General features: G+C 60.3%; 24 protein-coding genes. 16 read left to right on the top strand and 8 right to left on the bottom strand.

What is annotated here, in order from left to right:
- Positions 1 to 25 precede the first annotated feature (25 nt).
- From B5E41_RS16335 to motA, 6 genes are all read right to left on the bottom strand, one after another.
- Positions 26 to 466: a hypothetical protein gene (locus B5E41_RS16335; RefSeq protein ID WP_088395216.1), complete on the bottom strand. Its 441-nt coding sequence runs from the start codon at positions 464 to 466 to the stop codon at positions 26 to 28.
- 5 nt (positions 467 to 471) lie between these two features.
- Positions 472 to 1,551 (bottom strand): flagellar biosynthesis protein FlhB, encoded by a 1,080-nt coding sequence (flhB, locus tag B5E41_RS16340; RefSeq protein WP_088395217.1) that lies wholly within the window; start codon positions 1,549 to 1,551, stop codon positions 472 to 474.
- Between the two features lie 231 nt (positions 1,552 to 1,782).
- The gene (gene fliG, locus B5E41_RS16345; protein WP_088395218.1) at positions 1,783 to 2,823 is read right to left on the bottom strand and encodes a flagellar motor switch protein FliG; all 1,041 of its coding nucleotides are present in this window, start codon (positions 2,821 to 2,823) and stop codon (positions 1,783 to 1,785) included.
- 27 nt (positions 2,824 to 2,850) lie between these two features.
- A complete protein-coding gene (fliN, locus tag B5E41_RS16350) occupies positions 2,851 to 3,438 on the bottom strand; it encodes a flagellar motor switch protein FliN (protein ID WP_085858082.1) in 588 nt (195 codons plus the stop codon).
- 65 nt (positions 3,439 to 3,503) lie between these two features.
- The gene (locus B5E41_RS16355) at positions 3,504 to 4,454 is read right to left on the bottom strand and encodes a FliM/FliN family flagellar motor switch protein (RefSeq protein ID WP_088395219.1); all 951 of its coding nucleotides are present in this window, start codon (positions 4,452 to 4,454) and stop codon (positions 3,504 to 3,506) included.
- Positions 4,455 to 5,327 (bottom strand): flagellar motor stator protein MotA, encoded by an 873-nt coding sequence (motA, locus tag B5E41_RS16360; protein WP_020920386.1) that lies wholly within the window; start codon positions 5,325 to 5,327, stop codon positions 4,455 to 4,457.
- A 246-nt stretch (positions 5,328 to 5,573) separates the two neighbouring features.
- On the opposite strand from motA, the gene flgF reads away from it, so the two are divergent.
- The 13 genes from flgF to fliP all read left to right on the top strand — a co-directional run bounded on the left by flgF (position 5,574) and on the right by fliP (position 14,502).
- A complete protein-coding gene (gene flgF / locus B5E41_RS16365; protein ID WP_088395220.1) occupies positions 5,574 to 6,308 on the top strand; it encodes a flagellar basal-body rod protein FlgF in 735 nt (244 codons plus the stop codon).
- Between the two features lie 3 nt (positions 6,309 to 6,311).
- Positions 6,312 to 7,709 carry a flagellar protein export ATPase FliI gene (fliI, locus tag B5E41_RS16370; RefSeq protein WP_088395221.1) on the top strand — a complete coding sequence of 466 codons (1,398 nt, stop codon included), beginning with the start codon at positions 6,312 to 6,314 and terminating at the stop codon, positions 7,707 to 7,709.
- Between the two features lie 2 nt (positions 7,710 to 7,711).
- Positions 7,712 to 8,254, top strand: coding sequence for a flagellar protein (locus B5E41_RS16375; protein ID WP_088395222.1), 543 nt, complete (start codon positions 7,712 to 7,714; stop codon positions 8,252 to 8,254).
- Positions 8,255 to 8,415: 161 nt separating this feature from the next.
- Positions 8,416 to 8,808 (top strand): flagellar basal body rod protein FlgB, encoded by a 393-nt coding sequence (gene flgB / locus B5E41_RS16380; protein ID WP_088395223.1) that lies wholly within the window; start codon positions 8,416 to 8,418, stop codon positions 8,806 to 8,808.
- Positions 8,809 to 8,813: 5 nt separating this feature from the next.
- Entirely contained in the window at positions 8,814 to 9,230 is a 417-nt protein-coding gene (flgC, locus tag B5E41_RS16385; protein WP_064693821.1) for a flagellar basal body rod protein FlgC, read from the top strand.
- 3 nt (positions 9,231 to 9,233) lie between these two features.
- On the top strand, positions 9,234 to 9,575 hold the full coding sequence (gene fliE / locus B5E41_RS16390) for a flagellar hook-basal body complex protein FliE (protein WP_064800677.1): 342 nt from the start codon (positions 9,234 to 9,236) through the stop codon (positions 9,573 to 9,575).
- Positions 9,576 to 9,594: 19 nt separating this feature from the next.
- Complete coding sequence (gene flgG, locus B5E41_RS16395) at positions 9,595 to 10,383, top strand: flagellar basal-body rod protein FlgG (RefSeq protein ID WP_011424026.1); 789 nt, start codon at positions 9,595 to 9,597, stop codon at positions 10,381 to 10,383.
- Positions 10,384 to 10,399: 16 nt separating this feature from the next.
- The gene (gene flgA / locus B5E41_RS16400) at positions 10,400 to 10,882 is read left to right on the top strand and encodes a flagellar basal body P-ring formation chaperone FlgA (RefSeq protein ID WP_064800678.1); all 483 of its coding nucleotides are present in this window, start codon (positions 10,400 to 10,402) and stop codon (positions 10,880 to 10,882) included.
- On the top strand, positions 10,879 to 12,000 hold the full coding sequence (locus tag B5E41_RS16405; RefSeq protein WP_064800679.1) for a flagellar basal body P-ring protein FlgI: 1,122 nt from the start codon (positions 10,879 to 10,881) through the stop codon (positions 11,998 to 12,000). The genes flgA and B5E41_RS16405 overlap by 4 nt, the downstream gene beginning before the upstream one ends.
- Positions 11,997 to 12,536: a MotE family protein gene (locus B5E41_RS16410; RefSeq protein WP_088395224.1), complete on the top strand. Its 540-nt coding sequence runs from the start codon at positions 11,997 to 11,999 to the stop codon at positions 12,534 to 12,536. The genes B5E41_RS16405 and B5E41_RS16410 overlap by 4 nt, the downstream gene beginning before the upstream one ends.
- Positions 12,533 to 13,249, top strand: coding sequence for a flagellar basal body L-ring protein FlgH (gene flgH, locus B5E41_RS16415; RefSeq protein WP_011424030.1), 717 nt, complete (start codon positions 12,533 to 12,535; stop codon positions 13,247 to 13,249). Before B5E41_RS16410 ends, flgH begins: the two co-directional genes overlap by 4 nt.
- A gap of 12 nt (positions 13,250 to 13,261) precedes the next feature.
- The gene (locus tag B5E41_RS16420) at positions 13,262 to 13,768 is read left to right on the top strand and encodes a flagellar basal body-associated FliL family protein (protein ID WP_088395225.1); all 507 of its coding nucleotides are present in this window, start codon (positions 13,262 to 13,264) and stop codon (positions 13,766 to 13,768) included.
- Positions 13,765 to 14,502, top strand: coding sequence for a flagellar type III secretion system pore protein FliP (gene fliP / locus B5E41_RS16425; RefSeq protein ID WP_064800683.1), 738 nt, complete (start codon positions 13,765 to 13,767; stop codon positions 14,500 to 14,502). The genes B5E41_RS16420 and fliP overlap by 4 nt, the downstream gene beginning before the upstream one ends.
- Before the next feature lie 48 nt (positions 14,503 to 14,550).
- Here fliP and B5E41_RS16430 read toward each other — a convergent pair whose 3' ends face one another.
- On the bottom strand, positions 14,551 to 15,084 hold the full coding sequence (locus B5E41_RS16430) for an RBBP9/YdeN family alpha/beta hydrolase (RefSeq protein ID WP_088395226.1): 534 nt from the start codon (positions 15,082 to 15,084) through the stop codon (positions 14,551 to 14,553).
- 104 nt (positions 15,085 to 15,188) lie between these two features.
- Here B5E41_RS16430 and B5E41_RS16435 point away from each other — a divergent pair, with 104 nt between their 5' ends.
- A complete protein-coding gene (locus B5E41_RS16435) occupies positions 15,189 to 15,665 on the top strand; it encodes an Lrp/AsnC family transcriptional regulator (protein WP_088395227.1) in 477 nt (158 codons plus the stop codon).
- Between the two features lie 54 nt (positions 15,666 to 15,719).
- Here B5E41_RS16435 and B5E41_RS16440 read toward each other — a convergent pair whose 3' ends face one another.
- The gene (locus B5E41_RS16440) at positions 15,720 to 17,636 is read right to left on the bottom strand and encodes an O-linked N-acetylglucosamine transferase, SPINDLY family protein (RefSeq protein WP_088395228.1); all 1,917 of its coding nucleotides are present in this window, start codon (positions 17,634 to 17,636) and stop codon (positions 15,720 to 15,722) included.
- A gap of 455 nt (positions 17,637 to 18,091) precedes the next feature.
- Between B5E41_RS16440 and B5E41_RS16445 the strand changes: the two genes are divergently transcribed.
- Both B5E41_RS16445 and B5E41_RS16450 read left to right on the top strand, forming a co-directional pair.
- Positions 18,092 to 18,997 carry a flagellin N-terminal helical domain-containing protein gene (locus B5E41_RS16445; RefSeq protein WP_088395229.1) on the top strand — a complete coding sequence of 302 codons (906 nt, stop codon included), beginning with the start codon at positions 18,092 to 18,094 and terminating at the stop codon, positions 18,995 to 18,997.
- A 281-nt stretch (positions 18,998 to 19,278) separates the two neighbouring features.
- Positions 19,279 to 20,187, top strand: a complete 909-nt coding sequence (locus B5E41_RS16450) for a flagellin N-terminal helical domain-containing protein (RefSeq protein WP_064800688.1) — start codon at positions 19,279 to 19,281, stop codon at positions 20,185 to 20,187.
- Positions 20,188 to 20,412: the final 225 nt, after the last annotated feature.

Genomic DNA, 20,412 nt, shown 5'->3' on the forward strand with positions numbered 1-20,412 from the left:
GACGGCGAAATTGCCCTGAGGCAAATCAGCTGGCGAGCGCATGCGGCGGTTTCACGCTGTAGCGGGATCGCCGAAGGCTCTTTTCCAGAAAGGCCGTGTTCTCGTCGGGATCGGAGGAGGGGTCCTCGAAGGCGATGTGGTTGATTTCGATGCCGGCATGATTGTCGGCAAGAGTGAGCTGGGCATAGACGGTGACGCCGCGCGGCTTGATTTCCAGGTCGAGAACGACTTCGGGCTCGCCGCCCCATTCCAGCGTATAATTTCCGCCCAGGCCGAAATTGACCGTGCCCGGATGAAAGAAAAGCTCCGCCGCCGAAGCGACGAGATCGGCCAGATTGCCGTAATACTCGAAGCGCAGCAGTGAAATGAGGTCAGAGGCATCCAGAAGGCGCAGTTCGGTGGCGACCGGGCTGATCGCGTCTGCGAGGATCTTTTCACGCTGGGCAGAGTGAGGGCATTTTTTCATTCGGCTTATCTTACCCGTTTGTTCTTGGCGTCTGCGGCGTAAACCCTGTGTATGAGCTCCGCAACGGCCTTATAGAAGACTGACGGTATGACACTATCGACCGAGACTTGCGCAAACATGGAGCGCGCGAGCGGCGGGTCCTCGAACACCGGGATGCCGTTCTGCTCGGCGATCTCCCTGATTTTGAGCGCAATCAGGTCCTGGCCCTTGGCCAGAACCACCGGCGCGTCGTTCTCTTCACGCGCATAGCGCAACGCCACGGCGTAGTGCGTCGGGTTGGCGATGACAAGCGTGGCGCGGTGCACGTTGGCGATCATGCGCCGGCGGGCGCGGTCGCGCATCAGCGAGCGCTGCCGGCTTTTGACGAAGGGGTCGCCCTGCGCCTGCTTGTTTTCTTCCTTCACCTCGTGGCGCGTCATCTTGAGTTCGGTGAACCAGTGATGGCGCGTCCAGAAAAAATCGGCGATTGCCACGATCGCGGTGGCGATCAGCATGACGATAATGATCTTGCGCATCGCCGTCATCATCCGCACGAGAATGGTCTGCGGATCGGAGAACATGGCGTCGATCGAGCCGAAATATTCGCTCCTGAGCACGAAGAACAGGACGACCCCGACGACGACGACCTTGAACAGCGACTTTCCGAACTCGACGAGGCCGGGCAGGCTGAAGAGCCGTGACCAGCCCTTGATCGGAGAGATGCGAGACGCCTGCGGCCTGATCCGTTCGAGCACAGGCGTCGGCAGGTTCTGGAATATCGAGGAGGCGATGCCGAAGACCATGAACAGGATGAAGGCGGGTGCCAGCAGCGCCGCGCTCGCCCAGCCGAGCCGGACGAAGAGCGCCAGAATGTCCGGGCCCGTCTCGATTTTCCATTGGTCGGGCTGCTCGAAAATGTCGCGCAGCGTTTCGCCCATCCGGCCGACGCTATCGGGAAGGAAGAACACCAGATAGATGAAAGTGGCGAGGATGGTCGCGAAGATCGACAGCTCGCGCGAAAACGGCACATTGCCTTTTTCCGCGGCATCCGTTTGCTTTTTCGCGGTCGGGGCTTCTGTTTTGCTGTCCTTGTCATCATCTGCCAAGTCGCGGCCCTCCGTCAAAAAACAGGCCGCAACTCATGCATGCCACCCCGAACCGGGCAGCGTTTTTGGGATGACGAGATGCGTCAAAACAAAAACCTAAGGCGCGCCGCAGAAACCGAGTGTTCTGCGATACGCCATAGAGCGCGGCCTATCGATGAAGGGTAGTCGCCTGTGGCGCGGCGATCAACAGCGGGCTGTTTGCCGGCCGGATTTATCAACAGTCTCAGAAGGTCAGGCGGCGGCCGAAGCTTCGCCTTCTTTCTCCTTGAGCTCGATCTGGCCTGAGTTGGCCAGGCGAATCGCTTCCTGCGCCACGGCACGGCGCGCAATCGCGATCTCACGCGGATTGACGCCGCCCATGCCGCTCTGCAGATCCGATTCGATCATGCGGCGCTGGCGCGGACTGATGGCGGACAGAACCGATTCGCGGATATCGGCCGGCGAGCCGCGCAACGATACGGTGAGCACGTCGGTCGAAATGTCGTTGAGCAGCAGGACGCGGCTGCGCTGCGGCATATACATAAGGTCTTCGAAGAGGAAGATCTTCGGCCGAACCTTGTTGACCGATTCGCGGCTGATCGATTCGAGCGAGGTGAGCAGCGTGTCGACCTGCGGCTTGTCGAGCTCGTTCATGAGATCGGCGACCTTCGTCGAGCCGGCAGCGTTGCGCTCTGCCTCGATTTCGGCAAGCAGCGTCATCACCTGGTTCTCGATGATCTGCGCCGCCTTTGGGCTGACGGCCTTCATATTGACCGTCCGGTTCATGATGTCGGCGCGGCGGTTGTCGGGAAGCTGCAGCAGCACCTTGGCGCCGAAGGAGGAGGGCATCATCGAAAGAATATAGGCGACGGTCTGCGGATGTTCGCGCAGCAGGAACTGTGCGACGAATGCCGGCTCGGCTTCGCTGAGGCGATCCCAGATCGAGGTCTCGTAGGCCTGGAAGGCCGTGCGGCGGCCGAGCAGGCTGTCCACCTCGTCGGGGGTCAGGCCTTCTTCCAGAATGGCCTCGATCGCTTTGGCATTGTCCATCAGTCCGGCGCCCTCGGTAAAGAGGTCCTCGAACTCGGAGACGAGCGACAGGAGCTCGTCCGGCGGAATGGCGCGCAGCGACTGGGCAGATGCGATAATAGTCTGCAGCTCGGCCTGGGTGAAATATTTCAACAGCCGGCCGGCGACACCCTTTCCCATGGCGAGAAGGACCGCCGCCGCCTTTTCAGCCTGGGTCAACGGTTTCCCGGCTAGCGCGCCGCCGAAATCGTCAAAGTCCATCATGGTCTAACCTCTCCGTCCCCACAGGGATCAGGCTTTTTTCGTACTCAAAACTTCTATCAGCTTCACGCCGAACCGGGTGTCGTCGTTATCAAGAACCGTAATCTCGCCGCGTGCAATCCTGCGGCCGTTCACCATGATCTCGACAGGTTCGCCGATTCTCTTGTCGAGAGCGATCGTTGCTCCTTCGTTGAGGTTCATCAGGCTGGAGACCTGCATCCGGCTGGTGCCGAGCATGATCTGGACATCGATCGGAATGTCCATGATCAGCTCGAAGTTCGAGGTCAGCGCGCTGCCGAGCGGCGCCGATGACGCCTCGAACGAAGAGCTGCCGCCGAAATCCATGCCTGCGGCCGGGCTGGCATTGCCGGCGCCGAAATCGCCGCCGAAATCATCGCCGCCGAAGGGGGAATCCGAAATCTCGCCACCGAAGGCGGCCAGATCCGTTCCTGCCGCGAAGCCGTCATTCTCCAGCTCGCCGCCAAACTGCGACAGGTCGCTATCGGCATCCTTCTTCAGCACGCCGCGCAGATCGTCGATCGCCTGGTCGAGATCGGCTTCGCTGCCCGGCATATCCAGGGAGAGATCACTGTTCTGCTGTGTTTTCTTCGTTGCCATGAAATCACTATTCCAGTTGAAACTTGCCTCAAACTGCCTTTGCAGCCCAGAAGCCAGAGAACCGATCAATTCATTAAATGACGGATGAGTTCGTCATCCGAGTTCATCGTATCCTTGACGCGAACCATGTAGTTTTCGCCAGAGCGCCCGAACTCGCATATATAGAGTTCCTTGCTGTTGGCGCTGACCTCGACGCGTACGTCGCCGCTGTCGCGAAACGGGATGACGTCGCCGGCCATCAGCTTCGATATGGTGCGCAGCGTCAGGTCCTGCAGTCTGATCCTGGCTTCGAGCGTGACATGCGAGCGGCGGACCTGGTCGCCGAGCTGCTCGGTCCATTCCGGCGAATTGCCGCCGGTCTGGCGCTTCGGCTTCGGCGGCGTCACCTTGGTTTTGAGCAGCGCCGTCTGTGGAATGATCAGTGAGAATTCCGAAACAATGCCGGCGAGCGTGATCGACATGTTGATGGCGGCAGCAAATTCATCCGGCTTGTCCTCCACCGGCCGGGGGCGGGCGTCATGGGCGTGCGGGGCCGAAAGACTGGGCTCGAAACCACCCGGTGCATTCACCGCCGAGCGCAGCACCTTGGCGATCTTGTCGAAGACCATGACCGCCAGATCGAGTTCGATGACCGATAGCAGCCGCTCGGCCGGCTCCTCGATCGTATCGGCGGTGGCACCGAGCAGGTGTTCCATCAGCGTAATGATGAAACCGTTGCCGCAGGCAAGCGCGACATTCTGAGACCAGTTGCGCAGCGTCGCGTCGACGAGCGTGACGTTGTGGCTGAGGTCGTCCACCAGGTGGTTCTTGTAGCCGATCTCGCAGCCGAGATAGCTGACGGTCACGTCGAGGCCGGTCTCGCTTTTGATGACGTCGGGAAAGAACTCGCTGTAGACATCCCCGAAGGCGCTGCAGATCTTGGCGACCCTGCCTCTGTCTCCGAGCCCGCCGGTCAGTTTGGCGAGAAGGGCGGGATCCATTGCCGGTTTGTCATGCGAAGCATCGCTCATGGTCATTTAAGCCGCCTTGTTTTCGCCGCCTGGGTTCATCATTTCCTGTTCGACTGCATCGATGGAAGGACGTTCATAGGCCGAGATGGTCTTGCGGCCGTATTCGAGAGCGACCTGGGGCACCGAGCCGTTCATATAGGCAAGCAGCGTCTGCTTGACGATGACGTAGAGGCGATGCTGCTTGTTGCGGACGACCTTGATCTGAGAGACCAGCGGCGAGCAGACGCAGTAGGACAGGAGAATGCCGAGGAAGGTGCCGACGAGCGCCGAACCGATCAAATGGCCGAGCACCTCGGGCGAATCGTTGATGTGGGCCATCGCCTTGATGACGCCGAGAACGGCCGCGACGATACCGATCGCCGGGAAGGAATCGCCCATGATCTGGATCGCGTGATAGGGCTTCATCTTGTCGTGCATGATGGTGTTGAGCTCTTCGTCCATCAGCGCCTCGATCTCGTGGCTACGGGCGTTGCCGATAATGATCAGCCGCACGTAATCGCAGATGAAGGCCGTCAGCTCCTTGTTCTTCAGAACCGTCGGTGCCTGCTGGAAGATTGTCGATTCGGCAGGATTGTCGATATGGGCTTCGATTTCGTTTCGCGACTTGGTGCGCAGGTCGCGCATCAGCGAGTAGAGTACGCCGAGCGTATCGAGATAATTGCGCTCCTTCGGCACGGCGTGCTTGAAGGCCTCTGCAAGCGCCTTGCCGGAATCCTTCACGACCTTCATCGGGTTCGCCATGATGAAGCTGCCGAGGCCGGCGCCGCCGATGATGAGAAATTCGAAGGGCTGGAACAGCGCATCCACTTCGCCGCCCATCGCCATGAAGCTGCCGACGATGCAGCCGCAGACAACAATAAATCCGATAATGATGTTCATCGTCAGCCCAATCTGAACGTTGCTTTTCTTCGAGACGGATAGGGTTTCTGCCTTGCGTGAGGCTGATGAAAGGGTCGGTCCTTCCACGTGCCAGCTTCGCGCAAGCATCTGCCGCCAATCTAAAGGAGACGAATGGGCGCTCGCGCCCGTTTCTGAGATGCCGCCTCAGCGAAACTCCGGCCGAACCAGATCAGACGACGCCCGGCTTTTCGTACCGTTCATCGCCAATGCTTGGAGCTTACAGACATGCAATCCGGTCTTTACGTTTCTCTGTCGTCGCAGATGGCGCTTGAAAAGCGCCTGAACACCATCGCCGACAACATGGCGAACGTGAACACCACCGGTTTTCGCGCCACCGAGGTGAAGTTCGACGAGATGGTGGCGGCCACCAAGAACAAGCTGAACACCAAGGTCGCCTTCGTTTCCCAGGGCAATGACTATCTGAACGAGGAGAACGGCGAGCTGCAGCACACCGGCAACATGCTCGATTTCGCCATCAAGGGCGATGCCTGGTTTGCGCTCGATACGCCAGCCGGCCGTGTGCTTACGAGGGATGGCCGTTTCACGATCAAGGAAACCGGCGAACTGGTCTCGATCCGGGGATATCCCGTTCTCGATGCCGGCGGCGGACCCATTCAGCTGGATACGAAGGCGGGCGAGCCGGCTGTCGGCAGCGATGGCATCATCTACCAGGGCGGCCGCCAAGTCGGCTCGCTTGGCCTGTTCGAGGCCGATATCAGCAAGGGTTACCTGCGCTACGAAAACAGCGGCATCATGACCACCGACCAGCCGCGCGCCGTCGTCGACCGTTTCAATGTCGGCGTCGAACAGGGTTATCTCGAAAATTCCAACGTCAACGCAATGCGCGAGATCACCCAGCTGATCGAAGTCAACCGCGCCTTCGAAAGCATCTCCTCGCTGATGCGCGACAGCGAGGATTCGTTCAAGGCAGCCGTCCAGACGCTTGGGGGCAGCCGCTAAGCAATGAGCACCACGCTGCTGTCCGAAGATGGCCTTTCCCCCAAGCTGGCGCATCTGGCAGGTCTCGTCGACCAATATGCATCGCCGGAACTCGCCGTTGCCCATGGCGGTCGCGTCGAGACCATTGCCGCCGGCCACTATACGGTCCGCGGTCTTTCCCGCCATGTTCGTCTCGGCGAGTTCGTGGCGCATAAATCCGCTTCTGGCGTCCATCTCGGCGAGGTGGTTCGTGTCGAGCCGGAGCTGATCTATGTCTGCCCGATCGAGCCCGGCGAGCCGATTGGCATCCATGACATCGTCATCCGCAAGGGCGCCTTCCGCATTTCACCGTCCGACAGCTGGTGCGGGCGCACCGTCAATTCGCTCTGCGAGCCGATCGACGGGCAGGGCCCGATCACCGAAGGCCTCGACCGCCGCTCGATCTCCAATACTGCGCCGCCGTCGATGACCCGACAGCGGGTCGGGACCGGCTTCAAAACCGGCGTGCGCGCGATCGACATCTTTTCGCCGCTCTGCCTCGGCCAGCGTCTCGGCATCTTTGCCGGCTCCGGCGTCGGCAAGTCGACGCTTCTGTCCATGCTTGCCCGCGCCGACGCCTTCGACAAGGTGGTCATCGCGCTCGTCGGCGAACGCGGCCGCGAGGTGCGCGAATTCATCGAGGATACCCTCGGCAGCAATATGAAGAAGGCGATTGCCGTCGTCGCGACCAGCGACGAAAGCCCGATGCTGCGCAAGATGGCGCCGCTGACGGCGGTCACCATCGCCGAGCATTTCCGCGACAAGGGCGAGAACGTGCTCTTCATCGTCGACAGCGTCACCCGCTTCGCCCATGCGATCCGCGAGGTGGCGACCGCCTCCGGCGAACCGCCGATCGCCCGCGGTTATCCCGCCTCTGTTTTCACCGAGCTGCCGCGCCTGCTCGAACGCGCCGGTCCTGGCCCCGAGGGCGCCGGCACGATCACCGCCATCATCTCGATCCTCGTCGATGGCGACAACCACAACGACCCGATCGCCGATTCGACGCGCGGCATTCTCGACGGCCATATCGTCCTGCAGCGCAGTCTCGCCGAAGAAGGGCGCTATCCTCCGATCGATCCGCTCGCCTCGATCTCGCGTCTTGCCCGCAAGGCCTGGACGCCGGATCAGGAAAAGCTGGTGTCGCGCTTGAAGGTATTGATCCATCGCTTTGAGGAAACGAGGGACCTGCGGCTGATCGGCGGTTATCGCCAGGGCGCCGATCCCGATCTCGACATGGCGGTCAAGCAGGTCCCCATCATTTACGACGTCCTGAAACAGTCTCCAGGCGATCGCGACTCGGTCGACGCTTTTGCCGATCTCGCCGGCGCGCTCAAGGCTGCTGCCGGCATGAGCAATCAGGGCGCACCCATGCAGAGGAGATAGTCGTGGCTGATTTCGACGATGAACGCATCGCTTCCCTGACGCAGCGCAAGAAGACCGCCACTCTGGATCGGTTTCTCACCTTCGCCGGCCTGGCGCTTGCCGGCGCCTCCGCCTTTTTCCCCTGGTACGTCTTCTTCAATGCGGACAAGTTCGGCATCAACGTCGCCAGCAGCAGCAATTCACGCGAACTGCCGGATTGGCCCGCCCGCAACGTCTTCAGCGTCTCGCCGCTGGCCATGGTCAACAAGAACGAGGCGACCAAGAAGGCTCCGCCGGTCGATCCGCTGACGACGGCGACGGTCTCCGATCTCGGCAAGCAGCGTGACGGCGGCGCGATGCTGGAAGACCAGCCTTTCCCGGGCAAGTCTTCCTTCCGCCTTCTGCACGTGTCCAACGGCCGGGCGCTGATCGAGGATCCCTCGGGCATGTATGTGGTGCGCATCGGCTCGGTCCTGCCCGACGAAAGCCGCCTGGCGATGATCGAGCAGCGCGAGGGCAAATGGGTGATCATCACCTCCAAGGGCGATATCTACAAGAACGATTGAACCTCTTCGCAAAGGCCGAAGACAAGAGGGGCTCCGCCGGAAACCGGCAGGAGCCCTTTTCTATGGCGGCCTTCGGCGAAGCGCCTCGAAGCCCGGATTCCCGTAAGTCCCACGCAAGATTACCGCTCTAGGTTCCGGGATAGTAAAAACGGAGAGTTCTCATGCAACCGATCCAACTTTTCGACTTGGCTTCGCGACAGGCGGAATGGCTGACGATCCGTCAGCAGGTTGTTGCCGGCAACATCGCGAATGCCAATACGCCGAAATTCCACGCCAAGGACGTCACGCCCTTCGATGCCGTGCTGGACAGATCCGACATCACCATGGCGCGCACCAATCCGGCGCACTTCAGCGGCAACGATTTCAGCGACAGCGGCGATATCGACGTCAAGGAAGCGGCCCTCGACCAGGAGATCGGCATCCAGGAATCCGGCAACACCGTCGGTTTGGCCGAGGAGCTTTCCAAGTCGGGTGACATCAAGCGCCAGTACGATCTGAACACTTCGCTGGTCAGCTCCTTCAACCGCATGATGTTAATGACGGTCAGGAAGTAATTGTCATGGATCCGCTTTCCGCAGCTATGAAAATCGCCGGTTCGGGGCTCGAGGCGCAATCGACGCGCCTGCGCATCGTCTCGGAAAACATCGCCAACGCCCGCTCGACCGGTGACACGCCCGGCGCCGACCCCTATCGCCGCAAGACGATCACTTTCGGCCAGCAGATGGACCGCACCAGCGGTGTTGAGACCGTCAACGTCAAGAAGGTCGGCGTCGACGAAGGCGACTTCAGCACCGAGTTCGACCCCAGCAATCCGGCGGCGGACGCCAAGGGCGTCGTCAAATTGCCGAACGTCAACATCCTGGTCGAGATGGCCGACATGCGTGAAGCCAATCGCTCCTATGATGCCAATCTGCAGACCATCAAGCAGACCCGCGACCTCATCTCGTCCACGATCGATCTTCTGAAGAGCCAATAATCAATGATCAGCAGCGTCCAGAATGTCAGCAATCTTTCGATGACCCGCGCACTCGGCGCCGTCGACACCGAAAATTCCGCCTCGTCCGCCGCAACGACCATGCCGGGCACCGCAGGTGCTGCCAATGGCCTGAGCTTCGCCTCGGTCCTGGGCGGCATGGCGTCCGATGCGGTCAGCAGCCTGAAGGGTGCCGAAAGCATGTCCTTCGCCGGCATCAAGGGCACGGCGACGACGCGTGAAGTCGTCGATTCCATGCTCCAGGCCGAGCAGACGCTGCAGACGGCGATTGCCATCCGCGACAAGGTCGTTTCGGCCTTTCTCGAAGTCACCAAGATGCAGATGTAACTGATTTGAGGACGAACACATGAGAGCGCTCGCCATCGCAGCAACGGGCATGGATGCCCAGCAGACCAATCTGGAAGTCATCGCCAACAATATTGCGAACATCAACACGACGGGCTTCAAGCGGGCCCGCGCCGAGTTCACCGACCTTCTCTACCAGACCGAACGCGCCAAGGGCGTCGCCAACCGGGCCAATCAGGCCGTCGTTCCTGAAGGCGCCAATATCGGCCTCGGCGTCCAGACCTCGGCCGTTCGCAACCTGCATCTCCAGGGCGAACTGACGCAGACCGGCAACGACCTCGACGTGGCGCTGATCGGCAAGGGCTTCTTTCAGATCCAGTCGACGGATGGCACGACGCTCTATACCCGGGCCGGCGCTTTCAACAAGAACGACCAGGGCCAGCTCGTCACCATCGACGGCTATGAGGTCCTGCCTGGGATCACCATCCCTCAGGGATCGACCGAACTGACCATCAGCCGCTCCGGCGAGGTCTCGGCCAAGCTGCCGGGCCAGACCGATCCGACCGTTCTTGGACAGCTGACGCTTGCCGATTTTGTCAACGAAGCGGGTCTTCAGCCGATCGGCGACAATCTCTTCCAGGAAACGCCGGCCTCGGGCGAGGCAGTCGTCGGCAACCCCGACGAGGAAGGCTTTGCCTATATGAAGCAGGGTTATCTGGAATCCTCGAACGTCGACCCGGTGAAGGAAATCACCGAGCTGATATCGGCTCAGCGTGCTTACGAAATGAATTCAAAGGTGATCACGACAGCTGATGAAATGGCCTCCATCGTCAGCAAGAACCTGAAGTAAAGGGAAGGGCCGAAACATGATGTTTTGCCGGGCAGGACACATCTCAGGATGGGTGGCGGCAGCCACGATCGCACTCGCGGGCATCATCTTGCCCGTGAACGCGGATGCCGGCATGGGTTATGCCGTCGTCCCGACGACGATCATCTACCCCGGCGACACATTGTCGGGCAGCCAGCTTCAGGAGGTCGAGGTCACCAACCCCAACCTCGCCGGTGATTATGCCAAATCGATTTCGCAGGTCGAAGGTCTGGTTTCCAAACGCACGCTGTTGCCGGGCCGCACGATCTCGGTTTCAGCTCTGCGCGAGCCCTATACGGTGACGCGCGGCTCTTCGATCCGCCTGGTCTTCTCTCTCGGCGCAATGACGATCTCCGCCGCCGGCACGCCGCTCGAAGACGGTGCGACGGGGCAGGTGGTCCGTGCACGTAATATGGATTCCGGCGTCATCGTCAGCGGCACGGTGCTTGCGGACGGCACGATCCATGTGAGGGCGAAATGAAATTGTTCTTCCGTATCGTCACCTTTGTTGCGGTTGTCGCCATGAGTTTGGCCGAGGTGGCGCCCGCCTGGGCGCTGACGTCCCGCATCAAGGATATCGCTTCGCTTCAGGCCGGCCGCGATAACCAGCTGATCGGGTACGGCCTCATCGTCGGCCTGCAGGGAACCGGCGACGGCTTCCGTTCCTCGCCCTTCACCGAGCAGTCGATGCGGGCAATGCTCCAGAATCTCGGCATTTCGACACAGGGCGGCCAGTCAAACGCGAAGAACACCGCGGCCGTGATGGTCACCGCCAACCTGCCGCCCTTTGCAAGCCCCGGCAGCCGTCTCGATGTTACGGTGAGTTCGCTCGGCGATGCGACCTCGCTGCGCGGCGGCACGCTCGTCATGACCTCTCTTTCCGGCGCCGACGGCCAGATCTACGCTGTCGCCCAGGGCTCCGTTATCGTCTCCGGCTTTCAGGCGCAGGGCCAGGCGGCGACGGTGACCGAAGGCGTCACCACCGCCGGCCGCGTGCCCGGCGGCGCGATCATCGAACGCGAACTGCCATCCCACTTCAAGGATTCGGTCAATCTCGTCCTGCAGCTGCGCAATCCCGACTTCTCGACGGCGATCCGCATTGCCGACATCGTCAACGGCTATGCCTCCGCGCGCTTCGGCGGCCCGGTCGCCGAAGCCAAGGATTCGCAGGAAGTGGTGATCCAGAAACCGCGCACGGCCGATCTCACCCGGCTGATGGCCGACGTCGAAAACCTCATCGTCGAAACCGATACGCCGGCCAAGGTGGTTATCAACGAGCGCACCGGAACGATCGTCATCGGCTCCGACGTCCGCGTCTCGCCGGTCGCCGTCAGCTACGGCACTCTGACGGTTCAGGTCACCGAGACGCCGCAGATCATCCAGCCCGAACCCTTCTCGCGCGGGCGGACCGCCGTCCAGCCGCAGACCGATATCGCGGCCGAGCAGACCGGCGGGCGCGTTGCCATCATCGACGGTCCCGATCTCAGGACCCTTGTTGCCGGCCTCAACAATATCGGCGTGAAACCGGATGGGATCATCGCCATTCTCCAGGGCATCAAATCGGCAGGCGCCCTGCAGGCGGAGCTTGTGCTGCAATGATGACGATCTTGAATCCTGAAATGACCGTGCTGCAGCTGCTGCGCCGCCTGGCGCTGCCGGCAGCCGGCCTCGTCCTTCTGTCGATCCCGGGCGCCTTCGCACAGGAGCATCCGGAGGGAGACATCACGTCTCAGGACGAGATCAAGCAATTCTGCACCAACATCGCCGATCCCGCCCGCGACCAGCGCTACCTGCTGCAAAAACAGGAGCTGGAAAGGCTCCGCGCCGACATCGACGCTCGCATGGAAGAGATGGACAAGCGCAAGGCCGAATATCAGGACTGGCTGAAGCGGCGCGACGATTTCCTGAAGCAGGCGGAAGCCGGCCTCACCGATATCTACAAGAAGATGAAGCCGGATGCGGCGGCACTGCAGCTGCAGGATATGAACATCGAAGTGGCGTCGGCCGTGATCATGCGGCTCGGCCCGCGCCAGTCGAGCCTCATCCTCAACGAGATGGACTCGAAGAAGGCCGCGGCCATCGCCAGCGTCATCGCCAGTGCGTCCGATCCCAATACGTCGAAGGATCCTTCATGAATATGCGTTTCCCGGCCGCGATCGCCGCCCTCGCACTCCTTGCGGGCTGCCAGTCCCCGACGGCCGTCAGCGAGATCGGCCGTGCGCCCGCCATGAGCCCGATCGGCAGCGGCCTCGCCTACGGCCAGACCCCGCAGATGGCGCTCTATCCGAAGCAGCCGCGCGCCGTGGCGCAGGGCTATTCGCTCTGGAGCGATTCGCAGGCCGCCCTCTTCAAGGATGCACGTGCGTTGAACGTCGGCGACATCCTGACCGTCGACATCCAGATCAACGACAAAGCCTCCTTCGACAACGAGACCAACCGCAGCCGCAAAAATTCGAGCGGCATGAACTGGGACGTCAATGCCCAGATCTTCGGCTGGACGCCCGAATCCAAGACCGATCTGACCTACGGCTCGGATACCAGCACCGACGGCAAGGGCAAGATCGAGCGCACCGACAAGCTGACCCTTCTTGTTGCGGCCGTCGTCACCGGCATTCTCGAAAACGGCAACCTCGTCATTTCGGGTTCCCAGGAAGTCCGTCTGAACCAGGAGCTGCGCATCCTGAACGTCGCCGGTATCGTACGTCCGCAGGACGTCAATGCGGAAAACCAGATCTCCTACGACAAGATCGCCGAAGCCCGCATCTCTTATGGCGGCCGCGGTCGCTTGATGGAAGTGCAGCAGCCTCCGCGCGGCCAGCAGGCCGTCGATCTTTTCTCGCCGCTTTGAGGCCGAACGACGATGGCAGACGAAGATGTAAGCGCAGGTCAATCGAAGAAGAAATCCGGCCCGCTGATGACGATCATCGGCATCGCCGTCCTGACGCTCCTCGGCGCCGGCGGCGGCTGGGCGGTCGGCACGATTGTCGCGCCCGAAATCAAGGGCGCCAAGGAGGTAGAGCAGGCCAAGGAAGCCGATGCCAAGAAGAAGGCCGAGGAAGGTCTGGCGCGCATCTCGACCGAGGCCAACAACGTCGTCCAGCTCGAGCCGATTACATCGAACCTCGCCTACCCTTCGGAAAACTGGGTCCGACTCGAAGTCGCGCTGCTGTTCAACGGGCCGCCCGACGTCAAGGTCGCCGAGGACATTCACCAGGATATCCTCGCCTATATCAGGACGGTTTCCCTGCAGCAGATCGAGGGGCCGCGGGGCTTTCAATATCTCAAGGATGACATCCAGGAACGTGTTGACCTTCGCTCGCAAGGGCGGGTATCGAAGGTCATGTTCAGGACCTTTGTCATCGAATGATTCGTTTCATAGTTTTCCTTGCCGCCATGATGGCGGTACCGGAACTGGCGGTGGCACAGCAGCTGCCGACCGATTTATTGAATGTGCCGGTCGATGGCTCCGTCGCCGCCTGGATCATCCGCACCTTCGGCCTGCTGACCGTTCTTTCGGTCGCGCCGGGCATCCTGATCATGGTGACGAGCTTCCCGCGCTTCGTCATCGCCTTCTCGATCCTGCGCTCAGGGATGGGCCTCTCCTCGACGCCTTCCAACATGATCCTCCTGTCGCTGTCGCTGTTCATGACCTTCTACGTCATGTCGCCGACCTTCGATCAGGCCTGGCAGAACGGCGTGCAGCCGCTGCTTGCCAACCAGATCAACGAGACTGAGGCGGTCCAGCGCATCGCCGAACCCTTCCGCACCTTCATGGCGGCCAATACCCGCGACAAGGATCTGGCGCTCTTCGTCGATCTGGCGCGTGAACGCGGCCAGAATATCCAGACATCAGATCCGATCGACTACCGCGTGCTGATCCCGGCCTTCATGATTTCCGAGATCCGCCGCGGTTTCGAGATCGGCTTTCTCGTCGTGCTGCCGTTCCTCGTCATCGACCTCATCGTCGCAACCATCACCATGGCGATGGGCATGATGATGCTGCCGCCGACTTCGATCTCTCTGCCTTTCAAGATTCTCTTCTTCGTACTGATCGACGGCTGGAACCTGCTCGTCGGCAGCCTGGTACGCTCGTTCAGCTGATCGGCTGCGGCGATGAGGAACTTCGGTTCCCCGATCGAGCGGTGCCTGCTACGCGCGGCTCACGAAATCCATCAGCAATGCCAGACCTTCCGGCCAGTCACCCAGATCGCTTTGGCCATTGATGTGGCCGGCCGCGCCGATGATTTTCAACTGGCTACCCCATTGCTTTGCTCGCGTTTCGGCGTAGGGCAGCGAACCATAGGGATCGCTGGTGCTTGCGACGATCAGCGATGGAAAGCCGAACTGCGCCGGCGGCACATCTGCAAAGCCTGCAGCGTCCGCAGGAAAGCTCGGGGAAAGAGGGTCTGGCACGGCGGCGAGGAACGCTCCCTTGATCGGCAAAAGGGTCCGCTGATGCCAATGTGCTACAAGCAGGCAGGAGAGGCTATGCGCCACGAGAACAGGTGGCGTTTTCGCTCTGCGCACCGCTTGCTCCAAGGCTTCGATCCAGTCGGAAAGATCCGGCTGATCCCAGCTCGTCGGTGCAAAACGGCGTATGGCTGGATTGGCATTCTCCCAAAGGCTCTGCCAGTGAGTGTTTCCGGAATTGCCGATGCCCGGCAAATGAATGAATTCGGTCATATCTCGCCTCTTCTTCGCTTCAGCGGAAGTATGGCGGTTTACACCTGCGAACCAAATCGGCATCTATCGGAAAAGCACCGCATAATCCGATAGATTGAAGCTTGATGGCAAAGCGCACCGATAGTAGTCCAGATCTTGATCCAACCGACATCGCCATCATCGAAGTCTTGCAGGATGATGGACGCATCAGCGTCTCCCAGCTCGGAAGGAAAGCCGGTCTTTCCCAGCCGGCCACGTCGGAGCGTCTCAAACGGCTTGAAGAACGCGGTATCATCGAGGCGTACAGAGCCGTCATCGACCCCGCCGCAGTTGGGCTTGGCATGATGGCCGTCATTCGCCTGCGCACCACGCACGAGCATATCAAGACATGCTTGAAGCAATTTTCCGAGATGCCGCAGATCATTGAGGTTCTAAGGCTGACAGGAGAGGATTGTTTTCACCTGAAAGTCATTGTTCCCACGCCGGGCAACCTTGAAAGCATCGTCGATGCCATTGCGCGCTATGGCTCGGTCACGACGGCCATCGTTCTGCGCAGAGAGCCGCCGAAACGCATCGGGCGTGAACTGATCGCAAAGAGGTAAATACCCACTGAGGCGAATAGGATCGCTTCAGCGGGTATTCCGTCTCGGAAAACATCACTCGGCCGCGAACGGTGCCGTGCGCGGCGGCAGCGCCGCAATATCCATGTGGTCGGGTGCGAGACCCTGCTTGGCGCGCTCTGCCATGATTTCATAGGCCTTTTCGAGGTGATGGCAGAAGCGTTCGGCGTCGAAGAGCGGCGCGATATAGCGCCTCTCCTTGAGGTGTGCCTTGTATTCGGCGATCCGTCCCGGGTTCTGCGCCAGTTCGACGGCAAGGTCCTCATAAGCCTGGAGGTCGGCGGCGACGAGATCAGGCAGATCGATCGCCCTGAGCAGGCTTTCGCTGACGCGCGAGGCGAAGTTGGTGCCCTTGACGGTCAAAACCGGCAGGCCGCCCCAGAGCTGCTCCGAAGTGGTGGTGTGGCCGTTGACCGGGAAGGTGTCGATGCCGAGATCGGCCGCTTGCTGGCGGCTGATGTGGTCTTCGTAGGGCGCGCGCGGGCAGAAGATGATGCGCTTGGGCGAAATGCCGGCGGTCTGAAAATGTTTCAGCAGGTTCGCCTGGTTGCGCGGCGAATTGGCCATCAGCCATAGCACGCTGTTCGGCGCCCGTTTGAGGATCCGGCACCAGCTGTTGACCACATCAGGCGTGATCTTGCGGTTGCCGTTGAAGGAGGCGAAGATGAAGGCCTCTTCCGGCAGGCCGAGCTCCTCGCGGGTGACCGGACGCGGTTTCGGACGATGCATCGGATCGTTCGGCTGGTAACTTTCCGGCAGCCGGCAGAATTTCTCGTGGTAGAACGGCTTGGCGATATCCGGGAGCACGCAGTGGTCGCCGATGACATAGTCGAGATCGATGTTGACGGTGCTTCCGGGAAAACCGAGCCATCCGACATGCACCGGTGCAAGCGGCAGGTTGAAAGCCGTCGCGCGGCTGCCTGACGTATGACCCTTCAGATCGACCATGATATCGATATTATGCTCTCGCACCGCTTCCAGCATCGCCTGGTCGGAGAAGCCGTGAACGTCGACGATCCTGCCCCAGCGGCTGCGGTCGGTGTCGTTGTGCTTCAGGTATTCGGGGCCTGTGTGGCAGAAGAGCGCCACCTCGAACCTGTCCTTGTCGTGCAGTTCCAGGATGCGCTGCAACAGCTTCATTGTCGCATGTCGGTCCCAGAAGTCCGAGGACATGTAGCCGATTCGGATCTTGTCAGACCACGTGTGCGGCTGGTTGCGGCGGAAGGCCACCCGTTCGGGATTGAGCGGTGTGGTGCCTATCGTGGCATACCGATTGAAATTCTCATTGCCGCACCAGTGTAGGTGATAGAACGGGTTGTCCTTGCGCAGGATTTCGATGTCGCCCTTTGCGAGGCCATCATCGATCACTGCCTGATGTTTGGCGGCCTCTTCGAAATCATTGAATTCGCGGGCGAAGACGAGATAGAGGAAACGGATTGCCAGATTTCCGGGAAAACGCTTGAAGAGGTTGCGCGACAGGTTCTGGTTGGTTGCGTCGTTCAGGTCGTCGCTCAGGAGCATGGCCGCCAAGCGCAAGTGATCCGGATTGGAGCTCTGCGAGAGCACTGTCTTGAACGGGCGTATAATATCCCGCTGCTGCCGTTTCAGGTAGATCGCGGTGATGATGAAGGCAAGCTCGGCGTCTTCCTGTGCCTTGGTCAGATTTCGCATCGCGATCAGCAGCGCCTCGTCCTCGTTGCCGGTCTCGTAATGCAGCTTGGCCGCTTGCTTGGCGTATTCGTAGGAATTCGGTCCCTCACAGCCAGCAGCAAGCCCATATGCTTTCGCGGCATCGGCCTTAAACCCGAGCTGCACGAGGTTCTTGGCCAGCAGAGCATAGGTCTTGCCGTCCTGCTGGAAATCCATGAGCTGGTTGAGCGTTGCCAGGGACTGTGTGTAGCGGCCCATCTGGTAATCCCTGGACGCCGCAGAGAACGAAACTTTGCTGTTCAAAACCCAACTCCGTGAGGAAATGTTCTGGCATGACTGTCGGTCGCCGACACGCGCACGGACAGTCCTCCCCGAACGGAGAATCGATCCGATGATGCGATCCCGGCATCTGCCAGACTGGCATTCGAAGCTTGCTTGAAACCGGTGGGTTAATGAAGGTCCGTCCCGGGGAAGTTCGCTTTTCGGAGAGAACCCTTGCCGCCCGCGGCGAATCTGAATGGTGTATTCAACAGGCATTAACTACGACGCGTGAGAGGGCATTAACTATGCGGTTCGAGGAGCAGGCGCGGGACCACCATCTTTAAGAAGTTGGCAAGCATTGGCTGCGAGATTGCCCTGGACATGACGGGTTTGGGCCAAACAAGCAGGCGCCGAGTAGCATGAAGCTGGTCCGTCATCGCCGGTATTGCAGTCCGGTATGTCCTCCTTTTTGTATCTAGTTTCCAGGGGACAGATTTATGACAAGCATTAACACGAATTCTTCCGCACAGGCCGCTCTTCAGACGCTGCGCAGCGTGAACAAGGGCCTCAACCAGACGCAGAACCACGTTTCGTCCGGTTACCGCGTTGAAAAGGCCTCCGACAACGCTGCTTACTGGTCGATCGCAACGACCATGCGTTCGGACAACAAGGCTCTCTCCGCCGTTTCCGACGCACTCGGCATGGGTGCTGCCAAGGTCGACACCGCTTACACCGCAATGGACAGCGCCATCGACGTCGTCGGCGACATCAAGGCCAAGCTGGTCGCCGCGACTGAAAACGGCGTCGACAAAGCCAAGGTCCAGGAAGAAATCGGTCAGCTGCAGCAGCAGCTCCTGAGCATCGCTCAGTCGGCTTCCTTCAACGGCGAAAACTGGGTTGCCGGGGCTACGGGTACCGTGAGCGTCGTTTCGTCCTTCGTCCGTGACGGCTCCAACGCTGTTTCGGTTACCACGACCGACTACGCTCTGGATAGCAGCACCACAGGCAACGTCCTGTTCGGCATGAGCGGCGGCATCGTCGAAACCTCCACGGGCATCCTCGGTACTTCGACCGGTACGGTCGGCTCGATCTACTCGATGGACATCACCAACTTCACCTCCGGCCAGATCCAGACGGCTCTGACCAACGTTGAATCGGCTCTGAAGGCCATGACCAGCGCCGGCGCTGCTCTCGGCTCGCTCTCCAAGCGCATCGACAACCAGGATGACTTCGTCAACGCGCTCAGCGACTCGATCGACTCCGGTGTCGGCCGTCTCGTCGACGCCGACATGGAAGAAGAATCCTCCAAGCTCAGCGCCTTGCAGACCCAGCAGCAGCTGGCGATCCAGTCGCTGTCGATCGCGAACTCCTCTTCGCAGAACATCCTGTCGCTGTTCCGCTAAGACCGGTCATCACAGGCTTCCAAGTTTCGCGGCCGGGTCATCCCCGGCCGCGAAATGTTTTAATATAAGGTTAATGAAAATCTTCCTAAGTCTCAGATATTTTTACGTTATTTTCAATTTCAATTCAGCTTTCCTTAACCATCTTGCTGTTTTCTAGGCCCATCGAAACGGCGAGTTAACCCTAACAGAGATGGTTAACAGGCATGATGCTGATCGCTGTGGGCCGGTCGAAAATCCGGAATGTCCCTTCTTAAAATCTGCCAACAAGGGGCAAGCAAACTATGACGAGCATCAACACCAATAACGCTGCAATGGCAGCTCTCCAGACTCTCCGCGGCATCAATCAGGGTCTCCAGACAACGCAGTCCCACGTGTCGTCCGGTTATCGCGTCGGCAAGGCTGCCGACAACGCTGCCTACTGGTCGATCGCTACCACGATGCGTTCGGACAACAAGGCTCTGTCCGCTGTTTCCGACGCCCTCGGCCTCGGCGCCGCCAAGGTCGACACCGCTTATTCCGCCATGGACAGCGCCATCGACGTGGTCGGCGACATCAAGGCCAAGCTCGTTGCCGCGACTGAAAACGGCGTCGACAAGTCAAAGGTCCAGGAAGAAATCGGTCAGCTGCAGCAGCAGTTGCTGAGCATTGCTCAGTCGGCTTCCTTCTCCGGTGAAAACTGGGTTGCCGGCGCCGACGGCACCAAGAACGTCGTAGCCTCCTTCGTCCGCGACGGCTCCAACGCTGTTTCGGTGGTGATGACCGACTACGTTCTCTCGAGCGGTTCGCTGGGCAACGTTCTGTTCGGCATGAGCAACGGCGCGGTTGAAACCTCCACGGGTATCCTCGGCACTTCGAACGGTACGGTCGGTTCCGTTTACGCGATGGACATCACCAACTTCACCCTCGGTGATATCCAGAACGCCCTGACCAACGTCGAATCGGCTCTGAAGGCCATGACCAGCGCCGGCGCCGCGCTCGGCTCGATCTCCAAGCGCATCGAACTGCAGGAAAACTTCGTCTCCGCGCTCAGCGACTCGATCGACTCCGGTGTTGGTCGTCTCGTCGACGCCGATATGGAAGAAGAATCCTCCAAGCTCAGCGCCTTGCAGACCCAGCAGCAGCTGGCCGTCCAGTCGCTGTCGATCGCGAACTCCTCTTCGCAGACCATTCTCACCCTGTTCCGCGGCTAATAGTCAGCCGAAAACATCGGCCCGCCGGCCTCCGGCGGGCATCTCGGAATCGAGCCGCGCTTCGATGGGAGCGCGGCTTTTTTGTTTTCGTTAACTGTTGATTAACCATAATGCTGTCTTCTCAGGCCAACGAGACGGCGAGTTAACCAAATTGAAGAAGCGGTTAACAGGCATGAGGCTGATCCCCGTTCCCGGTAACATTCCGGAATGTCCCTTTTTCCCATT

The organism is Rhizobium esperanzae, assembly GCF_002204185.1.
Lineage (GTDB): Bacteria > Pseudomonadota > Alphaproteobacteria > Rhizobiales > Rhizobiaceae > Rhizobium > Rhizobium esperanzae.